Genomic DNA, 22,707 nt, shown 5'->3' with positions numbered 1-22,707 from the left:
CTCACCGGATCTCCCGGGCCCGCCACGACTCCCGCGGGCGTCAGGCGGGCCGCCGCTGCGGCGTCTCCCCGTCGGTGTCGTCGTCGGCGAGCGCGGCGCGGTAGTCGCTCGGCGCGCATCCGTAGATCCGGCGGAAGGCCCGGCTGAAGGACGCGGCGTCGGAGAAGCCCCAGCGGGCGGCGATCGAGCTGACCCGGTCGGCCCGCAGGTGCGCCGTGGACAGTTCGCGACGGCAGCGGTCCATGCGGCGGGTCCGCACGTGGGCGGCCACGGTCATGCCGGCCGCGTGGAAGATCCGGTGAAGCTGACGCACCGAGACGTGGTGGGCGTGCGCGATGACCGCCGGGGACAGGTCCGGGCGGTGCAGGTTGCGCTCGATCCAGTCCGTGATGCACTGCAGCAGCTCGGCCCCGGCTCCGGGAACCGGCGACTCTCCGCTGAGCCGCTCGCTCAGCGCGCAGGTCACCATGTTCACGATGGCCTCTCCGAGATACTGGCCGTGCGGCCCGTCCAGGGAGTCGCCCTCGGCGGCCAGCGCGGTCAGGAAGGAGACCGTCAGCCTCCCCGGTCCCTGCCTGCTGGCCAGCAGCGTTCCCGCCAGATCGGCCACGTGGGCGGCGGGCAGCGGGATGGCGGAGCGCGGCACCGTGAGGGCGAGCAGGTGGTGGGCGTCGAGCACCAGCTCGACCGGGCGGGTCAGGTCGTAGAAGACCAGGTCCCCGGCCGTCGCGACGACACGGCGGCCCGCCTGCTCGACCACGCCCGAACCCCGCAGCAGCAGGCAGAGCTTGTAGTGGTCCCGGTTCTCCCTGCTGACGTGCCGCACGGCACGGCTGACCATGTGCGCGGGGGCGCGTACGTCGCTGACCTGGACGGGGCCGAGGGTGCGACCGATGATGCGGCCGACGAACCCTCCGGTGTCCCCGGCCCGCAGCTGCAGCGGGCCGAAGGCGTCCGACACGACATTACGCCAGAACTCGACCTGCTCCCTCGGGGGCACGCCGGCCGTACTGACGAGTGTGGGCATGACGCTCTCCTCGGCGTTAAGAGGCGATGACTCTAGCTTCGCCCGCAACTCCTACCCGGCGGCAATCCCATTCAGATGCAACATCACGTTATGCCCGGCACTTTCCGACAAAAAACTGGCACTCAGAGTCAACACTGTAGTCAGCTGGAGTCGATATACACATCTGGAGCCGTGCCGACCCCCCAGCACGGCCACCACGTTGCCGAAGGAGAACCTCGATGACCGACACCCCCCGTACCCCCGACGAGGAACTGGAGTCCGGCCTCAGCCGCAAGCAGTTCGTGACGGCGGTCGGCCTGGGCGCGATCGCCGCTCCCGTGGTCGCGGGCGCCGTCGTGGGCACCGCCTCCGCGTTCGAGGGTCAGCCCCTGCCCCTGGCCTGCACCCCCGGTGGTTCCACCACCATCTCGCAGACGGAGGGGCCGTACTTCAAGCCCAACTCGCCCCTGACCTCCAACATCATCCCCTCGGGGGCGGCGGGCACCAAGCTGACCGTGAGCGGCCGCGTCTACAGCCGCTCGTGCAAGCCCGTGGCGCAGGTGCTGCTGGACTTCTGGCAGGCGGACAACGCCGGCAACTACGACAACAGCACCTACAGGTTCCGTGGCCACCAGTTCACGGCCGCCGACGGGACCTTCAACCTGACCACGATCGTCCCGGGCCTGTACCCGGGCCGGACGCGCCACATCCACGTCAAGGTGCAGGCTCCCGGCAGGCCGATCCTGACCACGCAGCTCTACTTCCCGGGCGAGCCGCGTAACAGCACGGACACGATCTACGACAAGCGCCTGCTCATGAACGTGCAGACCGTGCAGGGCGGCAAGGCGGCCACGTTCGACTTCGTGATCTCCATCCCCTGACCGACCGTCCGAGTCCCTGACGGGATCTCCGGATCCCCCTGAGTCCCCGACGGGATTCCCCGATCGGCCGGGCCGTCGATCCGCCTCCCCCGTAGCAAGGCGGAGCGGCGGCCCGGTCCAATGTCCGGGCGTCCAATGTCCAGGCGTCCTCTGTTCGGGCGTCCTTGCCGACCACCGGAGACATCCTGTGGAAAGCCGTCAAAACGCTGGTAAACCCCATGGAAGCCCCGAAGAAGTCCGGCGGACACCCCGGAGAGACACGGCGATAAGCGTCCGGAAAACCGCCGCCGGAGGAACCGATAGAAACGCCGGTAATGCCGGAAATGGTGTAGAGCATCGCCCCCGGAGAGCCGGCGGCCTGTTCCCCCAGGAGGACTGGGGGTAAATAAGGCTTCTCGGCCATGATTGCCCCAAAATTGTCACGGATGTCCTCAACCGTGTGATTCTCCTGGCGCCGGCCGGGCCCCTCAGCGACGAAGACCTGGCGATCCGGCCACCGCCGACGGTGAAGACCTCACCGCCGATCTCGCAGGACTCGTGCGCCAGGAACGCCACCGGGGCGCCGACCCGCCCGGGGGCGAGCCCGGCCTCGAACGTCGAGACGTCGTCGGCGCCGGCGACCGTCTCACCGCCGGTGTCGCCGATCAGCCCGGCCATGTCGGCGGTCGGCCCCGCCGAGGCGCCGGTGCCGTCCAGCGCCCCGCCCAGGTCGTTGACGACCACCTTGACACCGCGCCCGGCCGGCGTCAGCGCGTGCGAACGGCCGAGGCCGTGCCCGGCGCCGGTGACGGCCGCCACCCCGCCGTCGAACCTCGGCTCCGGCATCCGCACCCCCACAGGAACATCGTTCCGCTTCGTGAGCGATGGCTTCTCAGCGCCCCCGGGTGCCACGGTGTTCACCTTCGGGAAGTCGTCCGGGAACCATCGAAAACATATTGTGAGTTGCGAGTTACCGTGGAAAGAGGACAGGATATCGAACCATCGCGGACAGTGATCGAGCGCGTGAATTTCTGCTAAAGTCTCTGCTTCTAACGGGCGAGGGTCGACGATTAAACTCCTCCCTGCACGGCCCTGCCCAAAGACCCGGGCTGGAGGCCCCCCATGCCCTCACCGTCGCCCCTCCGCGTGGTCCAGTGGGCCACGGGCGCCGTTGGGAGATACTCCCTGCGCAACCTGATCAACCGGCCGGAGTTCGAACTCGTCGGGGTGCTCGTCTACGACCCGGACAAGGTGGGCCTGGACGCGGGCTCCCTCGTCGGACTCCCCGACACCGGTGTCGTCTGCACCGACGACGTCGAGAAGATCCTCGCCCTGGAGGCGGACTGCGTGCTGCACATGCCGCTGCCCGCGTCCTACTTCGGCGGGGACCCCCTGACCGACGTGGAGACGATCTGCGCCCTGCTCGCCTCGGGCAAGAACGTCGTCACCACGACCGGGTTCGTCTATCCCCGATGTTATGGCCCGGTGGTGGTCGAGAGACTGGAGGCCGCGTGCCGGGCCGGAGGCACCTCCCTGCACGGCACCGGGATCAACCCCGGCTTCATGAGCGACATGCTCCCCCTCGCGCTGACGGGGCTGTCCAGCCGGATCGACCACGTCTACGTCCGCGAGTCCTCCGACTTCCGGGGCCACCCGTCCCGCCAGATCGTGGTCGACCTGTTCGGCTTCACCCGCTCGGCCAAGGACTACGCCGCGGCGGTGCGCCCCTTCCGTGCCTTCCAGCGTTCGCTGTTCGCCGAGAGCGTCCAGTTCGTGGCGGACAACCTCGACGTGACCCTCGACGAGGTCGAGGAGAGCGACGAGTTCGAGCTCGCCTCCGAGGAGTTCGAGATCGCCGCCGGTCTGGTGCGGGCCGGTACCGTGTGCGCCTCCCGCTGGACGTTCAGCGGCCTGGTCAGGGGCCGCCCCTTCATGACCGTCGAGTGCGTCTACAAGGCCGACGCGACCAAGGTCGAACGCTGGCAGGACCCCGGCTTCACCATCCACATCGAGGGGATCCCGGAGATGACGCTCAACGTCGAAGAGATGCCCCACGGCCTGGCGGGCGCCGCCGCGCACGCCGTCAACGCGGTGGCCGCCCTCTGCGCCGCCCCGCCGGGCATCCGGACCCTCCTCGACCTGCCCCTGGCCACCGGGCGGGGCACCGTCCGCCTGGCCTGACGACCCGGACACCGGGGAGAGGACCGGAACACCGGAGAGAGGAGGGGACGCCCGGGAGAGCGGCGTCCCCTCGCGCTCGGGTGTGCGAGATCTCGGGTGTGCGAGATCTCGGGTGTGCGGGATTAAGGCCGGGTTCGGATGTGCGGGATCTCGGGTGTGCGGATGAGGCCGGGTTCAGGTGTGCGGGATGAAGCGGCCGAAACGGCCCTGGTGATAGAGCAGCGGACGGCCGCCCGGCAGGAGGTTGGTGTCGGTGACGAGGCCGACGACCAGGACGTGGTCGCCGATGTCGACGGTGGAGTGCGGGGCGCAGACCAGCTGGGCCGAGACACCGTCCAGTAGCGGGACCCCCAGGGGGCCGGGCCGCCACTCGGTCGGGGCGGCGAAGCGGTCGACCCCCTTGCGGGCGAAGCGGGCGGCCAGCTCGGCCTGGTCGCTGGCCAGGACGTTCACCGCGAAGTGATCGGCCTGCCGCAGCGAGGGCCAGGTGGTCGAGGACTGGTCGACGTAGAAGGAGACCAGGGGCGGCACGAGACTGACCGAGGAGAACGAGGTGGCCGTCAGGCCGACCGGAACCCCCCGCACCTGCGCGGTGATCACCACGACCCCGGCCGCGTGGACGGCCAGCGCCTGCCGGAAACGCTCGGCGTCGACGGGCGGGGCGGGCAGGGTCTCGGTCATGACTCCCCGTCCCGCCGCTCGCCGTTCCCACGCCGCTCACCCGGGAGGTTCACACGCCGTCCGCCGGGAAAGTCGTTCACGTGCCGGCCGTCCGGGCACCCGACGGAAGTGACCGGGGTGGCGTACCCGCCGGTTACCTCGCTCCGCTCGGTCACTTCTCCTCCTCCGTGGAGCAAAACACGCTTATGGTCGGCAACCCATTCATAACGCCATCTCTTCCCGATCTCATACCGAAGCACCCGCCGCAATCGCCGCTCCCGCCGGATACTCCGGTACGGGTGCCCCGCACGCCGCGATCCGCCTCTCACGCCGGCGCACCCGTCGCGACGGCCGCGGACACCTGGGGGGCGACCCGGTCCGCCCAGCGGCCGAGGACCGCGTCGAGCTCGGGGATCTCGGACTCGACCAGCGCCAGGCCCGGCGTGGGCACCGTCGCGCCCAGCTCGACCAGGAGGGGCCGGAAGTGGACCTCGACCCCCAGGGCGTGCCTGGCGTCGCCCATCACCAGCAGCGGGAGCGCGACCTTCGACGTCAGCGCGCCCCCGGGCAGGCGGTCGAGGAAGACCTTGAGCAGGCCGGTGTAGGTCCCCTTGTAGGTCGGGCTCGCCACCACCAGCACGCTCGCCCCCGCGACCGCCTCCAGCGCCGCCTCGACCTCCGGCGACGCGCCGGGGGCGAGCAGCAGGGGCGCCAGAACCGACAGGTCGACGACCTCGACCGGCTCCTCGTGCCCGATCCGCCGGGCCACGGTCTCGGCCGCCTGGACCGCCACCGCGTACGTGCGCGACCCGGTCCGCGGATTACCCACCACTGTCACGATGCTCATGAAGCCACCGATACCTTCTGTTCGAACTGCTCGAACTGCTCGAAACGGGATGCCGGGCGCGCCAGACCGTAGTTCTGACGCAGCGTGCGGCCTTCGTACTCGGTGCGGAACAGGCCCCGGGCCTGCAGCTCGGGAACGACGTGGTCGACGAAGTCCGTCAGACCGCCCGGCAGGAGGGGCGGCATGATGTTGAAGCCGTCGGCCGCGCCGCCGGTGAACCACTCCTGGATCTGGTCGGCGATCCGCTCGGGGGTTCCGGCGACCACGCGGTGGCCCCGGCCCCCGGCCAGGCGGCCGATCAGCTGGCGCAGGGTCAGCCGCTCGCGCCTGGCGAGGTCGGTGACGAGCGTGAACCTGCTCTGGTGGCCGTCGACCGGCTGGGGGACCTCGGGCAGCGGCGCGTCCAGCGGGTGGCCCGACAGGTCGACGCCGAGGATGTTCGACAGCTGCCGCACGCCGTACTCGGGGACGGTCAGCTCTTCGAGCTCCCGCTCCAGCTCGAGCGCCTCCCGCTCGGTCGAGCCGATGATCGGGGAGATGCCGGGGAGGACCAGCAGCTCCTCGGGGCGCCTGCCGTACCGGCCGAGGCGGGATTTGAGGTCGGTGTAGAACGCCCGCCCCTCCTGGAGGGTCTGCTGGGCGGTGAACACGGCCTCGGCGAAGCGGGCGGCGAACTCCTTGCCGTCCTCCGAGGACCCGGCCTGGACCAGCAGGGGATGGCCCTGCGGGGGACGGGAGGTGTTCAGCGGGCCGCGGACCCGGAAGTGGGGGCCGACGTGGTCGAGGGCGTGGATCCTCGCGGTGTCGGCGTACCGCCCGGCCTCGCGGTCGTTCAGGATCGCCCCGTCCTCCCAGCTGTCCCAGAGCTTGGTGGCGACCTCCAGGAACTCCGCGGCGCGGGCGTAGCGGTCGCCGTGGGCCGGGCGTTCGAGACCGAAGTTGTGCGCCTCCGCCTCGCCCGCCGAGGTGACGATGTTCCACCCGGCCCGCCCGCCGCTGATGTGGTCCAGTGAGGCGAACTTGCGGGCCACGTGGAACGGCTCGTTGTAGGTGGTCGAGACGGTCGCGATCAGGCCGACGTGCTCGGTGACCGCGGCCAGCGCGGCCAGCAGCGTGAGGGGTTCGAGACCTCCGATCGCGTTGTGCCCGACGTCGCCCCACAGGGCCAGGCCGTCGGCGAGGAAGACCGAGTCGAGCCTGCCGCGTTCGGCGATCCTGGCGAGTTCCTGGTAGTGGCGGACGTCGGTGATCAGGGCGGGGTCGGTGCGCGGGTGCCGCCAGGCGGCCTCGTGGTGACCGACGCCCATCAGGAAGGCGTTCAGGTGAAGCGTGCGCTCGGCCATCAGGAGGTCCTCCACGTCGAGAAACGGCGCTCCAGACGGACGAGGAGCTGGTTGAAGAGCAGGCCGAGCACCGAGATCGTGAGGATCCCGGCGTACATCTCCGGCACCCGGAAGTTGAACTGGGCGTAGTTGATCAGGTAGCCGAGACCGGCCTTCGCGCCGACCATCTCCGCGGCCACCAGCACGAGGATCGAGTAGGCGCCGCCCAGCCTGACGCCGGTGAAGACGGTCGGCACCGCGGCCGGGAGGATCACCTTCTGGAAGAGCCTGAGCGGCCCGAGTCCCATCGACCTGGCCGACTTGACCAGCAGCGGGTCCACGCCTTTCACCCCGGCGATCGTGTTGAGCAGGATCGGCCAGGCGCAGGCGTACAGGATGATCGAGATCTTGGAGGTCTCGCCCAGCCCGAGGACCAGCACGAACACCGGGAGCAGGGCGAGCGCCGCGGTGTTGCGGAACAGTTCGAGCACCGGGTTGAGGAGGTCGGCCAGCGGCTCGTACCAGCCGATCAGCAGGCCGAGCGGGATGGCCAGGACGATCGCCAGCGCGAATCCGGCCAGGGCGCGGGCCAGGCTGGCCTGGGTGTGGTCGAGCAGCTCGCCGGAGAGCAGCAGGTCCCGCCAGGCGGCCAGGACCTCCGACAGCGGCGACAGGAAGGTGGGGTCCAGAACCCCCAGCCGTGGCAGCGCCTCCCAGAGCGCGGCCAGCACGGCCACCGCGACCGTGCGCCGACCGGCCGCGACGGCGAGGCGAGCCGCGCCGCGGAGCAGTCGCCGGCCCGTGCCCGGACCGGTGAGGGCCTCGCGCGACGCCTCGGCGACCGCGTCCCGCAGGACGTCGGGGGCGGCCCGCTCGGGGGCTCCGGTGGAGACGCTAGCCAACGGAGACCGCCTCCTCCGCCCTGGCCGCCGCGACCTCGTCGCGCAGCAGCGTCCACACCTGGTGGCGGTACTCGCCGAAACGGGCGTCGGCCCGCAGGTCACCCTCGCGGGAGTCGAACTCGACGTCGAGGATCCGCTTGATCCGGCCGGGCCTGGACGTCATGACCGCGACCCGCTGCCCGAGGTAGACGGCCTCGTCGATACCGTGGGTGATGAAGATCACGGTCTTGCCCGTCTTCTGCCAGATCCGCAGCAGCTCCTCCTGGAGCGACTCGCGGGTCTGGGCGTCCAGCGCGGCGAACGGCTCGTCCATCAGCAGCACCTCCGGGTCGAAGGCGAGGCTCCTGGCGATGGCCACGCGCTGGCGCATCCCCCCGGACAGCTCGTGCGGATAGCGGTCCTCGAAACCGCGCAGCCCGACCAGGTCCAGGTGGGCCCGGGCCCGCTCGGCGCGCTCCCGCTTCGGTACGGCCTTCGCCTCCAGCCCGAACTCGACGTTGGACAGCGCCGTACGCCAGGGGAACAGCGCGTACTGCTGGAAGACGATCCCCCTGTCCAGCCCCGGCCCCTCGACGGGGATGCCGTCGAGGAGGATCCGGCCGCTGGTCGGCGCCGTCAGCCCGGCGAGCAGGTCGAGGAGGGTGGACTTGCCGCAGCCGCTCGGCCCGACCAGGGTGAGGAACTCCCCCGCCCGCACGTCGAGGTCGACGTCGTCGAGGGCGGTGAACGGCCGCTCCGTGCCCCGGACGCGGAACTCCTTGCCGACCCCCTGAATCTGGATCTTCATCGGTTGCCTCCGAACGGGTTGTAGGCGTTGGTGAAGAGGTCCTGGGCCCTGACCTGGCCGGGCTTGATCTCGCCCTCGCGCTGCAGCCAGTCGATCCAGATCTGGAACTCCTTGGGATCGATCACGCCGCCCGTGCCGGCCACCCCGCTGCTCTTCCAGAACCCGATGGCGGTGGTGTCCTCGCTCCGCCCGCGCCTGGCGATGATCTCCTTCGCCCTCGCGACGTACTCCTCCCGCGAGTGGGTCTGCGTCCATTCGATGGCCCTGGCGACCGCCTCGACGAACTTCTTGGTGGTGTTCGGGTTCCGCTTGACGAACCTGTCGGTGAACACGTAGCTGCCGGCCGTGAAGGGGCCGAACAGGTCGATGTCCTTGAACAGCGGGCGGATCCCGCCGCGCTGCAGGGCCTTGTCGCGCAGGACGCCGCTCAGCGCGGCCACGTCGATCTGGCCCTGGCGGAGCGCCTGCTCGGTGTTGACCGGGGGCACGACGACCGGTTCGACCTGCTTGATCTCGTCGGGGGTCAGGCCGCCGCGCTTGAGGTACTCCTTGAGCACGGCCTCCAGGTGGGCCCCCAGGGTGTTGACCCCGATCTTCTTGCCGATCAGGTCGCGGGGCCCCTTGATCGGTGAGCCGTCGGGCACGAAGTAGCCGATGTAGCTGTCCTTGTCGCTGCCGTAGTAGCCGATGACGGCCTTGATGGGGGCCTTGGCCGCGGCCAGCTTGATGATGGCGCCGTTGAACGCGCCGCCGAAGTCGGTCTGGCCGGTCGCGGCGGCCTGGATGTCCTGCGGGCCGGAGATCGTGTTGCCGATCCACTTGAGCTTGACCGGGGCGAGGTAGCCGAGGTCCTCCGCGAGCTCGGGGAAGGTGACGGCGCCGACGCTTCCCTGGTAGCGAAGCTCCAGGGTCTCCGGTTCACCGGGCCGGGCCGCGGCCTCCCCGCCGCAGCCGGCGAGGGTCACGATGAGCATGGCGATGAGAGGGACGTTTCTGAGCTTGATCACGAGTGGCGTCCTGGGAGATGAAGGAGGGACGAAGGAGTCGATTCGTGATCACGGACACTGAGCGCTGAACACGCGGCAGAAGTCGACATGTACGCACCGGGTCAGATAGAGGCCCATACCGGAGAAGCTACGCACCACTTCGATCTAAGTCAATATTTCCTACTTGTTTTGCATGAAATCACACGCGGGAAATATGCGACAGGGCCTCCACCGGGGACGGCGCCTCCGTCCGCCCGGGACCGGGCCCGCGGGCGGCCTAAACTGAGGTCCGTGATCGAGGACATCTGGGTGGACCCCGCCGTCAGCGCGCTGAGGCCGGACTTCACGGTTCTGGCCATGGGCGCGTACGGCCTGCGCAACGGCCCCACGGACGACAGGTCCCGGGCCTGGCTGGCCGGGGCGGCCGAGGCGGCCGTGACCGCCGACGACCCGAAGGTCGAGGCGTGGCGGGAGGCGTACCGGGCCTTCGGCGCCAAGCCCCAGAGGACCAGGCCGTCGGTCGACGCGCTGGTCAGGCGGATGCCGCTGCCGGAGATCAACCTGGTGGTCGACGCCTACAACTCGATCAGCGTCCGGCACGGCCTGCCGATCGGCGGCGAGGACCTGGGCCACTACGCGGGAACGGCGAGACTGGTCCGCGCGGCCGGGGACGAGCCCTTCGAGGTGATCGACAAGGGCGAGCCCGCGATCGACACCCCCGAGACCGGCGAGGTGATCTGGCGGGACGACAAGGGCGCCACCTGCCGTCGCTGGAACTGGCGGCAGTGCGTGCGGACCCGGATCACCGAGGAGACCACCGACGCCCTGTTCCTGCTGGAGCGGCTCGCGCCCATGTCACCGGAGGAGCTGCGCGCGGCCGGGGACGAACTGGCCGCGCTGCTGCGGGACATCACGCCGGATGTCCGGATCGAGTCAAGAGTCGTCGAACCCCGATGACCATCCTCGTATCACCCAGATGGACCCCCCGGGGGTGACCGGTTTGAGCTGTCCTGAGAGGATCAGCCGGAGAGCTGCCGTCAGAATGGCGCAGGTCCGAGTCCGGGCGAGTAGCCTTGGACAGGTTCTCTATCATCAACGCCGATCTGCGGAAGAGGGCGATTTCCGCCGTGTCGTCTGAGTCGTCGCGGACAAACCCGCTGGCAGCCTTTGGTCAAAACGAATGGCTTGTCGACGAGCTGTACCAGAAGTACCTTCAGGATCCCGAGTCCGTGGACCGCGCCTGGTGGAACTTCTTCGCTGATTACAGCCCTGATTCCGGGGCCGGTCGAGCAGCCGCGCCCCCGGGGGCCGCTGCCGCCGCGCCCCCACCCCCGACCTCCGCTGCGGCTCCGGCGACTCCGGCTGCCAAACCGGCAACCCCCGCGCCGAAGCCCAAGGCTGCTCCGGCGGAATCCCCCAAGCAGGAGACGCAGTTGCCCGCCGGTGCCGAGGAAGTCCGACTCCGTGGTGCGGCCGCCCGTACGGCCGCCAACATGGAGGCCAGCCTCGAGGTGCCGACGGCGACCAGCGTGCGCGCCGTACCGGCGAAGCTGCTCATCGACAACCGCATCGTGATCAACAACCACCTGTCGCGGGGACGCGGCGGCAAGGTGTCGTTCACGCACCTGATCGGTTACGCGGTCATCAAGGCCCTCAAGGTCCTTCCGGAGATGAACCACTCCTACGCCGAGGTCGACGGCAAGCCGGTCCTGGTCAAGCCCGAGCACACCAACCTGGGCCTGGCCATCGACGTCGCCAAGGCCGACGGCACCCGGCAGCTGCTGGTGCCGTCGATCAAGGCCTCCGAGGACATGGACTTCCGCCAGTTCTGGGTCGCCTACGAGGACATCGTCCGCAAGGCCAGGTCCGGCAAGCTGGGCGTCGAGGACTTCGCCGGCACCACGATCTCGCTGACCAACCCGGGCACCATCGGCACCGTCCACTCCGTGCCGCGCCTGATGCCCGGACAGGGCACGATCATCGGCGTCGGCGCGATGGAGTACCCCGCCGAGTACCAGGGCGCCTCTCCCGAGACGCTCTCCCGCCTGGCGGTGAGCAAGGTCATGACGCTCACCAGCACCTACGACCACCGGATCATCCAGGGCGCCCAGTCGGGTGACTTCCTGCGCCAGATCCACCGGCTGCTGCTGGGCGAGGACGGCTTCTACGACGAGATCTTCGAGGCCCTGCGGATCCCCTATGAGCCGGTCCGCTGGGTCCAGGACATCTCGGCCACGCACGACGACGACGTGGCGAAGTCGGCCAGGGTCATAGAGCTGATCCACGCCTTCCGGGTCCGCGGCCACCTCATGGCCGACACCGACCCGCTCGAGTACAAGCAGCGCAAGCACCCCGACCTCGACATCAAGTCGCACGGGCTGACCCTGTGGGACCTGGAGCGCGAGTTCGCCACCGGCGGTTTCGGCGGCCGTCCCCTGATGAGGCTGCGCGAGATCCTCGGCGTGCTGCGTGACTCCTACTGCCGCACCATCGGCGTGGAGTACATGCACATGCAGAACCCCGAGGAGCGTGCCTGGATCCAGGCGCGGGTCGAGCGGCCCCACGCCAAGCCCGACCGCGAGGAGCAGCTGCGCGTCCTGGAGCGGCTCAACACCGCCGAGGCGTTCGAGACGTTCCTGCAGACGAAGTTCGTCGGCCAGAAGCGCTTCTCGCTGGAGGGCGGCGAGGCCCTGATCCCGCTGCTCGACTCGGTGCTGTCCGCCGCCGCGCAGGACGACCTCGACGAGGCCGTCATCGGCATGGCCCACCGCGGCCGCCTGAACGTGCTGGCCAACATCGTGGGCAAGTCCTACGGCCAGATCTTCGGCGAGTTCGAGGGCAACATCGACCCGCGCAGCGCCCACGGCTCCGGCGACGTGAAGTACCACCTGGGCGCCAGCGGCGACTTCGTCTCCCCCGACGGGTCCAAGATCAAGGCCTCGGTCGTGGCCAACCCCTCCCACCTGGAGACCGTCGACCCGGTCCTGGAGGGCGTGGTCCGGGCCAAGCAGGACCTGCTGGAGCGCGGCGAGGAGGGCTTCAGCGTCCTGCCCGTGCTCGTCCACGGTGACGCGGCCTTCGCCGGCCAGGGCGTGGTGGCCGAGACGCTGAACCTGTCGCAGCTGCGCGGCTACCGCACCGGCGGCACCGTGCACATCGTGGTCAACAACCAGGTCGGCTTCACGACGAGCCCGGCGAGCTCCCGCTCCAGCGTGTACGCCACCGACGTGGCCCGGATGATCCAGGCCCCGATCTTCCACGTCAACGGGGACGACCCCGAGGCCGTGGTCCGGGTCGGCCGCCTGGCGTTCGAGTACCGCAAGGCGTTCCGCAAGGACGTCGTGATCGACCTGATCTGCTACCGGCGCCGCGGCCACAACGAGTCCGACAACCCGGGCTTCACCCAGCCGCTGATGTACGACCTGATCGACGCCAAGCGGTCGACCCGCAAGCTCTACACCGAGGCGCTGATCGGCCGGGGCGACATCACGGTCGAGGAGGCCGAGAGCGCGCTGCGCGACTACCAGGCCAAGCTGGAGAACGCCTTCGCCGAGACCAGGGCCGCGGTCAAGCAGCCGACCGGCGAGTTCGCCCGCCCCTCCGACACCATGGAGACCATCCCCTGGTCCCACGAGGACACCCCGACGGGGATCTCCGAGGAGACCGTCAAGCGGATCGTCGAGACGCAGCTCAACCTGCCGGAGGGCTTCACCGTCCACCCGCGTCTGCTGCCGGTGCTCCAGCGCCGCGGCCAGATGGTCGCCGAGGACCGCGTCGACTGGGGCATGGGCGAGACCCTGGCGTTCGGATCGCTGCTGATCGACGGCCACCCGGTCCGCCTGGTCGGTCAGGACTCCCGCCGGGGCACCTTCACCCAGCGGCACGCCGTCCTGGTCGACCGCATCACCGGCGCCGAGCACACCCCGCTCAAGACGTTCAACCAGGGCACCACGAAGTTCTACGTCTACGACTCGCTGCTCAGCGAGTACGCCGCGCTCGGCTTCGAGTACGGCTACAGCGTGGAGCGTCCCGAGGCCCTGGTCGCCTGGGAGGCGCAGTTCGGTGACTTCGTCAACGGCGCCCAGTCCGTCATCGACGAGTACATCACCGCGGGCGAGCAGAAGTGGGGCCAGCGCTCCGGCGTCACCCTGCTGCTGCCGCACGGCTACGAGGGTCAGGGTCCCGACCACTCCTCGGCCCGCATCGAGCGCTTCCTGCTGATGTGCGCCCAGGACAACATGACCGTGGCCCAGCCGACGCTTCCGGCCAACTACTTCCACCTGCTGCGCTGGCAGACGAAGTCGAACCGGCACCGTCCGCTGGTGGTGTTCACGCCCAAGTCGCTGCTGCGGCACAAGGCCGCCACCTCCGCGGTCAGCGAGTTCACCTCCGGCGCGTTCCGGCCCGTGCTCGGCGACACCACGGTGAACCCGGCCGGGGTCCGCAAGGTCGTGCTCTGCTCCGGCAAGATCTACTACGACCTGGCCGCGGCCCGGGACAAGCAGGGCCGTACCGACGTGGCGATCGTCCGCCTCGAGCGGCTCTACCCGTTCCCGGCGAACCCGCTGGCGGCCGAGCTGGCCCGTTACGGCGACGGCATCGAGCTGATCTGGGCGCAGGACGAACCGGCCAACATGGGCCCGTGGCCGTTCCTGACGCTGAAGATGGCCGAGCACCCGGACGCCTTCGGCGGACGCCCGATCAGGCGGATCTCCCGCAAGGCGAACTCCTCCCCGGCGACGGGCTCGCACTCCGCGCACGAGGTGGAGCTGGAGCAGATGCTGAACCAGGTCTTCAACCAGTAGGGCAGGGCCCGTACGACCCCGAAGTCCCCCACAGGAACCCCTGTGGGGGACTTCCCCGTTAATGGACATGAACGCAAGGAGAACGATGTACTTCACCGATCGGGGCATCGAGGAGCTCATCGAGCGCCGCGGCGAGGAAGAAGAGATCACCGTCGCCTGGCTGGCCGAGCGGCTGCGCGAGTTCGTCGACCTGAACCCCGAGTTCGAGATCCCGATCGAACGGCTGGCCACCTGGCTGGCCCGGCTGGACGACGAGGACGAGTAACCCGAACGCGATATATCTTGACCACCGCATCCAACGCGACATATCGTGTCTTCCACAAGGAGGTCACGAAGATGCGGCAGTGGACCATCGAGAAACCCGAACAGCTCACCTTCGACGCCGTACGGAAGCTCAACGTGCGGATCGTGGCCGGCAGACTGGCGGTGCTGGCCAGTCAGGGGCCGCCCAGCCTTGAGGTCACCGACGTCGGCACCCCGCCACTGATCGTCACCCACGAGGACGACGGCACGCTGACGGTCGCCTACAAGGACCTGACCTGGGACGGCCTGCTCGGATGGCTGCGCCCGGGACGCAGGGAGACCACGCTGACGCTGACCGTGCCGAAGGAGTGCCCGGTCAACGCGGGAGTGGTCTCCGCCTCGGCCGTCGTGGCCGGCTTCGAGAGCCAGACCTCGGTCAAGAGCGTCACCGGCGAGATCGTGCTCGACGGGGTGAGCGGCGAGATCCACGCCGACACCGTCTCCGGTGACGTGGAGAGCCGGGGCCTGGTCGGCGACCTGTCGTTCAAGAGCGTCTCGGGCGAGCTGACCGTGGCCAAGGGGACGCCCCGCCGCCTGCGCGCCACCACGGTCTCCGGGCGGATCACCGCCGACCTGGAACTGCCTCCGACCGGCCACGTGACGCTGAACAGCGTCTCGGGCGACATCGTGCTCCGGCTGCCGCGCACGGTCGAGACCGACGTCACCATCCGGTCGACCTCCGGCAGGCTCGACACCGCCTTCCACGAGCTGAGCCACGTGAACCAGCACGGCGTGAGAACGCTGAGCGGCCGGATCGGCGGAGGCATGGCCTCGCTGTCGGCGACCACCATCTCGGCGGACGTCACGCTGCTGAAGGGAGAACAGGCATGAGCCCGGTCTTCGGCCACGGGCGGCTCCGTCTCTACCTCCTCAAACTCCTCCAGGAGAGCCCGCGTCACGGCTACGAGGTGATCCGGCTGCTCCAGGACCGCTTCCTGGGCGTCTACTCCCCCTCCCCCGGCACGATCTACCCGCGCCTGGCCCGTCTGGAGGAGGAGGGGCTGGTCACCCACGAGGTCGTGAACGGCAAGAAGGTCTTCACCCTCACCGAACAGGGCCAGGAGGAGCTGAAGGCCAGAGAGGACGAGCTCGCCGACCTGGAGCAGGAGATCTCCGACTCCGTGCGCGACATCGCCCGCGAGGTCAAGGAGGACGTGCGCGACACCGTCAGGTCGCTGCGCGACGAGCTCACCCAGATGGCGCGCGACGTGCGCCAGGGCGCCAAGCAGGACCAGCGCGACGCCCGGCAGGCCGAACGCGAGACCCGGCATGCCCAGCGTGAGGCCTGGCAGGAGCACAAGGCCGAATGGCAGCGGCACAAGCGTGAGTGGCAGCGGCAGAGCCAGGAGTGGAAGCAAGACTGGAAGCACGACTGGAAGCGCGTCTGGGCTGAGAGCTTCACCGGTCACGGATCACGCGACCACGACACCCAGCTCGGGCAGATGCTGGCCGAGTTCGTCCAGGAGATCCGCGAGGACGCCGTCGGCCGCCAGGTGACCGAGGAGACGCTGGCCACCGCGCAGGACGCGCTCTACGACGCCGCGCGCCGCATCCGCGACGCGATGCGCTGACCACGGCCGACGACCGCCCCACCTCCGTGGTGACCGCACGCCTCCACCGCGTACGCGTCACCACGGGGCCGCCCTCCCCTACATCCCTCCCCGCACGCCCACCACACCGCGACGCCCCCGCCGCGCGAACCACCACACGGCCACCACCCCCGCCACCACCACGTGCGAACCACCCTCCAGCGCCGGTACGGCGAGCCGTGACACCAACCAGACCGGCGCCGGTGGACGACGCGCACCCCGTCTCCCGGACCGACCGGCTCACTCCGGCGCAGTGAAGACGATCTTCCCGAACACGCCGCCCTCGTGCATGGCCGCGAAGCCCTCGCGGGCCTCGGTCAGCGGAAGCACCCGGTCGATCACCGGACGGACACCGGTCTGCTCCAGGAAGCGGGCCAGTCTGGCCAGCTGGTCGCGGGTGCCCATGGTCGAGCCGATCACCGACAGCTGCAGGAAGAAGACCCGGTTCAGGTCGGCGGGCGGTACGGCTCCGCTGGTGGCCCCGGAGATCACGATCCGCCCGCCGGGCCGCAGCGCCTTCAGCGAGTGGTCCCAGGTGGCCTGGCCCACGGTCTCCATGACCGCGTCGACCCGTTCGGGCAGCCGGGCACCGCTCTCGAAGACCTGGTCGGCGCCGAGGTCGAGCGCCCGCGCCCGCTTCTCCTCCGACCTGCCGGTGACCCAGACACGGTAGCCGCCCGCCCTGCCCAGGGCGATCAGCGCGGTGGCCACGCCGCCGCCGGCCCCCTGGACCAGCACGGTCGAGCCCGGCTCCAGTCCCGCCTTGTCGAACAGCATCCGGTAGGCGGTCAGCCACGCGGTCGGCAGGCAGGCCGCCTCCTCGAAGCTGAGCGCGGCGGGCTTGGGCACCAGGTTCCGCCGGGGCACGGCCACCCGCTCGGCGAAGGTGCCGTCGTGAACCTCCGACAGCAGGGACCGCCTGGGGTCGAGCGTCTCGTCGGCGCCGCCGCCGATCACCGCGTGCACGATGACCTCGTTGCCGTCCTCGTCGAGTCCGGCGGCGTCACAGCCGAGAACGATCGGCAGTCTGTCCTGGCGGATGCCCACGCCCTTGAGCGTCCACAGGTCGTGGTGGTTGAGCGAGGCGGCCTTCACCGTGACGACGGTCCAGCCGTCCGGCACCTCGGGTTCCGGGCGCTGTCCGAGCGTGAGCCCGGCGAGCGGAGTTTCGGGAGCGATCTGTGTGGCGGTTACGGCGAACATGGCCGCACCCTACGCCTCCGGCCTCGGCCGGCCGCCGGGGGTCCACCGTTCCGCGGCCGTGTCCCTTCGCGCCTTCGTTCCTCGCGGCCGGGTTCCTCCGCGCCTCCGGTGACCATGCCCCGGCCTGTGAGCATGTCCCGGCCCATGACCGGGTCCGCGACCGGGTCCGCACTACGACTTGAGCCGGATCCTGACGTCGGCCATCATCCGTTCGACGACCTCGCGCTCACCCGAGGCCGCGACGTACACGTCGCCCCGGCACGTCTCTGCGGAGAAGCCCTGGCTCGGATCGATCGCGGACACGGCGGTCGACGCGGTGTCGCAGTGCGGCGCGGGCGCGATCACCAGCAGCGGCCTCCCGTCGCCCCCGAACCACAGCTGCGATCCCACGAGCTCGCCCCGGAAGGTCTGTCCCGGAGCGGCGAGCCGTACCTGGGACGTGGCCTTCAGCACGAGGTAGCCGTCGCCGGTCGTCCTGCCTCGCAGGTTCTCGGCCCACATGAGCCGCTGCTCGTAGGTCATGCCGTTCTTGACGTCCCGCAGCGTGACATACCAGGGGGCGAAGTCGAACAGCAGCACCTGCCCCTCGGCCTCGCTCATGGGCTGCCAGAGCGTGACCCCGGCGGTCAGCCGTCGGATCATCGGCCTGTCCTGGGCGACCTCGGCCGATCCGCCGGACGGTACGGTCAGCTGCCGGAACAGGCTGAAGTATCCCTCCAGCCAGCCGCCCATCGCGGGCCGTACTCCCAGCTCGGCCAGGCCGAGGTCGGCGGGATAGTCGACCTCGGCCTTCGAGCCGTCGGGGAAGACGACGTCCAGAATCTCCCTGCCGCCCTTGCGGCGCGGCTTGGGATGGAGCACGTTGGTCGCCTGCCACGCGGCGGACGTCGATGCGACGCTCCCGGGCACGAGCTGCGGGCTCGCGAGGCCGGAGTCGGGACTGGGGCTGGAGGCGGGGCTCGGCGGTGTCACGCCGGGGTCCCGGCCGGCCAGCAGGCTGATCACCGGTACGGCCACGAGCGCGGCCAGCACGGCGATCCCGACCCAGCGCCGGGGACCTCTGGGTGCTTCGGCCTCGATGATGTCGTTCGGATCCCCGGCCACGTTCAGACTGCCTCACGCGAAAAATATGCTTTTGGCTCATCTTGGGGCGCCCCGACCTGAATGCCCATATCAAGTCGATCACAAATCAGAACCGATGTGTCACCACATCGCGACATTCATCGGCTTGGCCGGGGTGACGACGGGCCGCAGAGAGCGGCGCCCGGCCGCCCGATCCGGCGCGACATCCCCCGCGGGCCGGAATGACCGAGCCCGGCCCCCGGGGACACGAAAGGGAAAGGGATTTCCGGGACGGCCGCCGCGGGCACGTCCGGCGGGAGGAGCGGCAGCTCAACGGCACAGAGTTGCCCCCGTTACCCGAGTAACATCCGGTAATCGATGTTACCGATGGTGCCGGAGGTGCCGGGAATCGGCGACACACGTGCACCCAACTGCGGAAATACCAATTCGTTAAATCATAACGAGCGGATATTCAAATAACGGGATCGTATCGGACGGAACCGGCCCATACCTTTTCATGGCTGTTACCGGCCGGGCGGATGATCCATTCAGTAGCGTTCCGATCGCTTTCCTGGCGAGGAGATGTCCCGTCTCCCCGCCAAGAACGAAAGGAGCTCCATTGAATTCCCGAGCACGGCGCCTCGCGATCCCCCTCACCGGCCTTCTCCTGATCGCCGGAGTGATCGGCGCCACCACCCCCGCCGAGGCCCACGCCGCCCCCGGCGGCGTGACCGGTGCGGCGGCCTCCACTTCCGCCGCCGATGCCGTCGCCTTCTGGTCCCCCGAGCGGATGCGCGGGGCTGGCGACGTGACCGAGGACCTCGCCCTGACCGTCAGGAACGGCAGGACCCGGGACGCCACAGCCGCCACAGCCGCCACGACCCCCGACGGTCCGGGCGGGGCCGTCCCGCCGATCGGCGGGGAGGGCGCCAAGACGGTCAAGGGCAAGCACATCAACCTGCCCAACACCGTCGGCCGGATCTTCTTCACCCTCCCCGGCTCCAACCCGCTGAACCCGGCGAGCTGGAAGTACTGCTCCGGCAGTTCCGTCCAGGGCAGGTACCACAACGTGGTCGCCACCGCGGCGCACTGCGTCTACGACGTGAGGTCCAACCGGTTCCACGACAACTGGATCTTCGTCCCGTCCTACTGGGACGGCGACCGGGCCCGGGAGGGCAAGAACCCCTACGGCGTCTACGCGGCGGCGTGGTTCAACGCGCACGACGACTTCGTCGTGAAGGAGGACTACGACTTCGACTACGCCTTCGTCAACGTGCACCCCGGCCTCAAGGTGAGCTGGAGCGGGGGCGCCGGCGGCACCCGGAGGCCGTCCGTCAGGAACGTCGGCAGGCTCGGCGACAACGTCGGCGGCCAGGGCCTGGCCTGGAACCAGAAGGTCAGGAACAAGGTCTTCTCCTTCGGCTACCCCGCGGGACCGTATCCCGACGGGGACAGCCCCTTCACCGGCCGCACCATGGAGTGGTGTTACGGCACGACGGGCGCCATGCCCGCCGCGCCGAAGTACTCCGTCCAGGAGCACACCGGGCTCGCGTGCCCCTTCACCGCGGGCGCAGGCGGCGGCGCCTGGCTGCTGAGGTACGACGGCTCCACCCGGACCGGTTATCTCAACGGCGTCAACGGCCTCAACTGGGACACCGACGGCAACGGCAGGTACGACACCGTCTCCTCGCCGTACTTCAACGGCGACACCTACCGGGTCTACCGGGCCGCGGCCGGCCGCCGGACCGGCTGACCGGTTCCGCGGGCCGTCGGCACGCCCGCCGTACGGTCCCGGCCTCGATCCCGGTCCTACCGCTCACGGAAGGAGAAGACAGAGCCGGTCTCGGCGTACAGCGTGCAGGCGTTGCCGTAGGTGTGCTCGAACCGGATGAACCGGCCGTCCCAGGTGCCGGTCGCGGTGACCGTGACCGGGTCGTACTGCGTCGTGCAGACCACGCCGGGCAGCGGGGTGAGCGCCCCGGGGTCTCCGTGGACGGGGATCAGCGCCTCGCACGCCTCGACCGCCGCGGGGTGTGTGCCGCGCGGCGGATCGCACATGAGCAGGGCGTGCCGGACGACGGGCGCCACCCTCTCGCCGTAGGCGAAGGTCAGCACGAGTGCCCGCACCCGGCCGGGGGGCTTGACGCCGATCGGCCTGACCGGCCCGGGGACGATCGGGACGGGCTCCGTTGGGTAGGGGGCCCGCGGCCAGATCGGCTTGTCCACGGGCGGGTCGGGGTCGCGGGGTGGCGGCGGGGTGGCGGCGGCGGCCGTACCCGACAGGAGCAGGAACCCGGCAGCGGCCAGGCAGAAGAGACGTCGCAAGGATTCCCCCGAATTTCGTGTGACGTCGAGCGCCGTTCAGCCTCCCGCAACCGCCCCGCCCCGGCAACGACCGACTCTCACGTTTTCGCAGCTCATGGTCTTGCGGCGGCCGCACCCCCACCCGCCGTCAAGAGCGGGTAGATCAGACGTGGATCTTGAAGGTTCGGTTCCACCCATTTGGTAACGAAATTATAACGGTCAAGGCCAACGCCCGATTTGTTGTCCTTTAACCGTTCTTTGCCTAGTACGGTCTCCACTTGTCTCTTTACGCATGCGTGGGTTGAGCCGCAAGCGACCCATGACAAAGAAGGAGCTAGATTGAACTCCCGAGCAAAGCGCCTGATCCTCCCCCTCGGTGGTGCCGTCGCGGCCACCTCCCTGATCGGCGCCACCCTCGCCACCACGGCCCAGGCCGCCCCCGACCGCAAGACGGTCACCCTCGCCGCATCCGGTAACGCGAAGGCCATCGCGGGCTACTGGACCTCCGCCAAGCTGAAGTCCGCCAAGACGTACCTCTCCGAGGGCAGCGTCTCTGCCAAGCTGAAGAGCAGCGCCTCCCGGGCCTCGGCCGACGGCAAGGCCGGCACCGTCGCCCCGACCGGACAGGGCGGCAAGAACGCGGGCAAGTCGAAGAACCTGAACCTGCCGATCACCGTCGGCAAGGTCTTCTTCGTCGACGACAAGGGCCAGGAGCGCTGGTGCTCCGGCACCTCGGTCCAGTCGAAGTATCGCAACCTGGTCGCCACCGCGGGTCACTGCGTGTACGACACCGACAGGAACAAGCCCTACAACAACTTCGTGTTCATCCCGGGCTACTACCAGGGCAAGGCTCCCTGGGGCATCTACGTCGGCGCCAAGGTCAACATGCACTACGACTTCGACGTCTACGAGGACTACGACTACGACTACGCGTTCGTCAACGTCTACGACGGCATCAAGCAGCAGCCCGAGCGCGAGGTCGACTACAAGACGTTCAAGGCGCACGTCGACAAGGGCGGGGTCGGCCGCGAGGACGCCCAGACCGTCGACTACGAGACCTACGACCGGTGGACCCAGAAGGGCGGCCTCGGCAAGGTCGAGAACATCTCCTCCGAGGACGAGGTCGGCCCGCAGTTCAAGGACGCCCTCGCGGTCGCCACCGAGACCGACAAGTGGGCGTGGGAGAAGGTCTCGGGCGACGTCTACGGGCTGAAGGACGACAAGGTCACCAAGGACGGCAACGTCCTCGACCAGAAGTCCTGGCCCAAGAGCGGCTCCAAGCTGGAGACCCGCGTCGAGTTCGTCACCAAGTCGGAGTACGAGGCCTACAAGGGCCCGGCCTACCGGAAGATCGACGACAAGGGCAACTACACGATCACGCACTACTACGTGGTCAAGTACATCAAGAAGACCTCGTCCGTGAAGTACGTGATCTTCCGTCACTACATCACCACCGTGGTGAACGCCGGCCGTCTCGGCGACAACGTCGGCGGCCAGGGCTTCAGCTGGAACCAGAAGACGGGCAAGAACGTCTTCGCGTTCGGCTACCCCGCCTCCGCCCACCTGGACGGCGACAAGCCCTACAGCGGCCACACCATGAAGTGGTGCTACGGCAAGACGAGCACCGCCCCGGCCGTACCGCAGTTCAAGGCCGAGGAGCAGCAGGCCATCAAGTGCGCCTTCACCCCGGGCGCCAGTGGCGGCCCGTTCCTGCTGCAGTACAAGAGCAGCAAGCGGACCGGCTATCTCAACGGTGTCGTGAGCCTGACGATCGACAGCGACAAGAACGGCCGTTACGACCGGGTCACCACCCCGTACTTCAACGGTGAGACCTACGGCATCTACAAGTACGCCGCCAACCTCTGGACCGGGAAGCTCCCGGCCTAGAGC

19 protein-coding genes are annotated in these 22,707 nt (G+C 69.4%); 9 read left to right on the top strand and 10 right to left on the bottom strand.

Features of this window, described 5'->3' with window-relative positions; genetic code table 11:
- Positions 1–40: 40 nt before the first annotated feature.
- Positions 41–1,027 (bottom strand): helix-turn-helix domain-containing protein, encoded by a 987-nt coding sequence (locus AB0N02_RS25015; protein WP_363950937.1) that lies wholly within the window; start codon positions 1,025–1,027, stop codon positions 41–43.
- A gap of 218 nt (positions 1,028–1,245) precedes the next feature.
- Here AB0N02_RS25015 and AB0N02_RS25010 point away from each other — a divergent pair, with 218 nt between their 5' ends.
- Positions 1,246–1,887, top strand: a complete 642-nt coding sequence (locus AB0N02_RS25010; protein ID WP_363950934.1) for a dioxygenase — start codon at positions 1,246–1,248, stop codon at positions 1,885–1,887.
- A 1,101-nt stretch (positions 1,888–2,988) separates the two neighbouring features.
- The gene (locus AB0N02_RS25005; protein ID WP_363950931.1) at positions 2,989–4,047 is read left to right on the top strand and encodes a dihydrodipicolinate reductase; all 1,059 of its coding nucleotides are present in this window, start codon (positions 2,989–2,991) and stop codon (positions 4,045–4,047) included.
- Between the two features lie 174 nt (positions 4,048–4,221).
- Here the strand turns inward: AB0N02_RS25005 and AB0N02_RS25000 are convergent, their stop codons facing one another.
- The 6 genes from AB0N02_RS25000 to AB0N02_RS24975 form a co-directional block, all read right to left on the bottom strand.
- Positions 4,222–4,728 carry a flavin reductase family protein gene (locus tag AB0N02_RS25000; RefSeq protein WP_363950928.1) on the bottom strand — a complete coding sequence of 169 codons (507 nt, stop codon included), beginning with the start codon at positions 4,726–4,728 and terminating at the stop codon, positions 4,222–4,224.
- 304 nt (positions 4,729–5,032) lie between these two features.
- Positions 5,033–5,554: an NAD(P)H-dependent oxidoreductase gene (locus AB0N02_RS24995; RefSeq protein WP_363950926.1), complete on the bottom strand. Its 522-nt coding sequence runs from the start codon at positions 5,552–5,554 to the stop codon at positions 5,033–5,035.
- Positions 5,551–6,897 carry an LLM class flavin-dependent oxidoreductase gene (locus AB0N02_RS24990; RefSeq protein WP_363950924.1) on the bottom strand — a complete coding sequence of 449 codons (1,347 nt, stop codon included), beginning with the start codon at positions 6,895–6,897 and terminating at the stop codon, positions 5,551–5,553. Before AB0N02_RS24990 ends, AB0N02_RS24995 begins: the two co-directional genes overlap by 4 nt.
- On the bottom strand, positions 6,897–7,778 hold the full coding sequence (locus AB0N02_RS24985; protein ID WP_363950921.1) for an ABC transporter permease: 882 nt from the start codon (positions 7,776–7,778) through the stop codon (positions 6,897–6,899). The genes AB0N02_RS24990 and AB0N02_RS24985 overlap by 1 nt, the downstream gene beginning before the upstream one ends.
- The gene (locus tag AB0N02_RS24980) at positions 7,771–8,565 is read right to left on the bottom strand and encodes an ABC transporter ATP-binding protein (protein WP_363950918.1); all 795 of its coding nucleotides are present in this window, start codon (positions 8,563–8,565) and stop codon (positions 7,771–7,773) included. Before AB0N02_RS24980 ends, AB0N02_RS24985 begins: the two co-directional genes overlap by 8 nt.
- Positions 8,562–9,572, bottom strand: coding sequence for an ABC transporter substrate-binding protein (locus AB0N02_RS24975; RefSeq protein ID WP_363950915.1), 1,011 nt, complete (start codon positions 9,570–9,572; stop codon positions 8,562–8,564). The genes AB0N02_RS24980 and AB0N02_RS24975 overlap by 4 nt, the downstream gene beginning before the upstream one ends.
- 270 nt (positions 9,573–9,842) lie before the next feature.
- Between AB0N02_RS24975 and AB0N02_RS24970 the strand changes: the two genes are divergently transcribed.
- The 5 genes from AB0N02_RS24970 (at position 9,843) to AB0N02_RS24950 (ending at position 16,230) form a co-directional block, all read left to right on the top strand.
- The gene (locus AB0N02_RS24970; protein WP_363950913.1) at positions 9,843–10,508 is read left to right on the top strand and encodes a phenylalanine--tRNA ligase beta subunit-related protein; all 666 of its coding nucleotides are present in this window, start codon (positions 9,843–9,845) and stop codon (positions 10,506–10,508) included.
- A 170-nt stretch (positions 10,509–10,678) separates the two neighbouring features.
- Positions 10,679–14,356: a multifunctional oxoglutarate decarboxylase/oxoglutarate dehydrogenase thiamine pyrophosphate-binding subunit/dihydrolipoyllysine-residue succinyltransferase subunit gene (locus AB0N02_RS24965; RefSeq protein ID WP_363950911.1), complete on the top strand. Its 3,678-nt coding sequence runs from the start codon at positions 10,679–10,681 to the stop codon at positions 14,354–14,356.
- 85 nt (positions 14,357–14,441) lie between these two features.
- Entirely contained in the window at positions 14,442–14,621 is a 180-nt protein-coding gene (locus tag AB0N02_RS24960; RefSeq protein WP_363950908.1) for a DUF6104 family protein, read from the top strand.
- Positions 14,622–14,692: 71 nt separating this feature from the next.
- A complete protein-coding gene (locus AB0N02_RS24955) occupies positions 14,693–15,490 on the top strand; it encodes a DUF4097 family beta strand repeat-containing protein (protein ID WP_363950905.1) in 798 nt (265 codons plus the stop codon).
- Positions 15,487–16,230 (top strand): helix-turn-helix transcriptional regulator, encoded by a 744-nt coding sequence (locus AB0N02_RS24950; protein ID WP_363950902.1) that lies wholly within the window; start codon positions 15,487–15,489, stop codon positions 16,228–16,230. Before AB0N02_RS24955 ends, AB0N02_RS24950 begins: the two co-directional genes overlap by 4 nt.
- Before the next feature lie 258 nt (positions 16,231–16,488).
- Here the strand turns inward: AB0N02_RS24950 and AB0N02_RS24945 are convergent, their stop codons facing one another.
- Both AB0N02_RS24945 and AB0N02_RS24940 read right to left on the bottom strand, forming a co-directional pair.
- Positions 16,489–17,451 carry a zinc-binding dehydrogenase gene (locus AB0N02_RS24945; RefSeq protein WP_363950899.1) on the bottom strand — a complete coding sequence of 321 codons (963 nt, stop codon included), beginning with the start codon at positions 17,449–17,451 and terminating at the stop codon, positions 16,489–16,491.
- A 171-nt stretch (positions 17,452–17,622) separates the two neighbouring features.
- Positions 17,623–18,555, bottom strand: a complete 933-nt coding sequence (locus tag AB0N02_RS24940; protein WP_363950896.1) for a hypothetical protein — start codon at positions 18,553–18,555, stop codon at positions 17,623–17,625.
- A 577-nt stretch (positions 18,556–19,132) separates the two neighbouring features.
- Between AB0N02_RS24940 and AB0N02_RS24935 the strand changes: the two genes are divergently transcribed.
- A complete protein-coding gene (locus tag AB0N02_RS24935; protein WP_363950893.1) occupies positions 19,133–20,266 on the top strand; it encodes a serine protease in 1,134 nt (377 codons plus the stop codon).
- A 56-nt stretch (positions 20,267–20,322) separates the two neighbouring features.
- Here AB0N02_RS24935 and AB0N02_RS24930 read toward each other — a convergent pair whose 3' ends face one another.
- The gene (locus AB0N02_RS24930; protein ID WP_363950890.1) at positions 20,323–20,838 is read right to left on the bottom strand and encodes an SSI family serine proteinase inhibitor; all 516 of its coding nucleotides are present in this window, start codon (positions 20,836–20,838) and stop codon (positions 20,323–20,325) included.
- A 318-nt stretch (positions 20,839–21,156) separates the two neighbouring features.
- On the opposite strand from AB0N02_RS24930, the gene AB0N02_RS24925 reads away from it, so the two are divergent.
- Positions 21,157–22,704 carry a hypothetical protein gene (locus AB0N02_RS24925; RefSeq protein WP_363950887.1) on the top strand — a complete coding sequence of 516 codons (1,548 nt, stop codon included), beginning with the start codon at positions 21,157–21,159 and terminating at the stop codon, positions 22,702–22,704.
- The last annotated feature ends 3 nt before the right edge of the window (positions 22,705–22,707 follow it).

Source organism: Streptosporangium sp. NPDC051022, from assembly GCF_040683035.1.
Taxonomy (GTDB): domain Bacteria; phylum Actinomycetota; class Actinomycetes; order Streptosporangiales; family Streptosporangiaceae; genus Streptosporangium.
The sequence above is the reverse complement of the archived record's forward strand: the minus strand, read 5'-3'. Positions and strand labels throughout refer to the sequence as shown.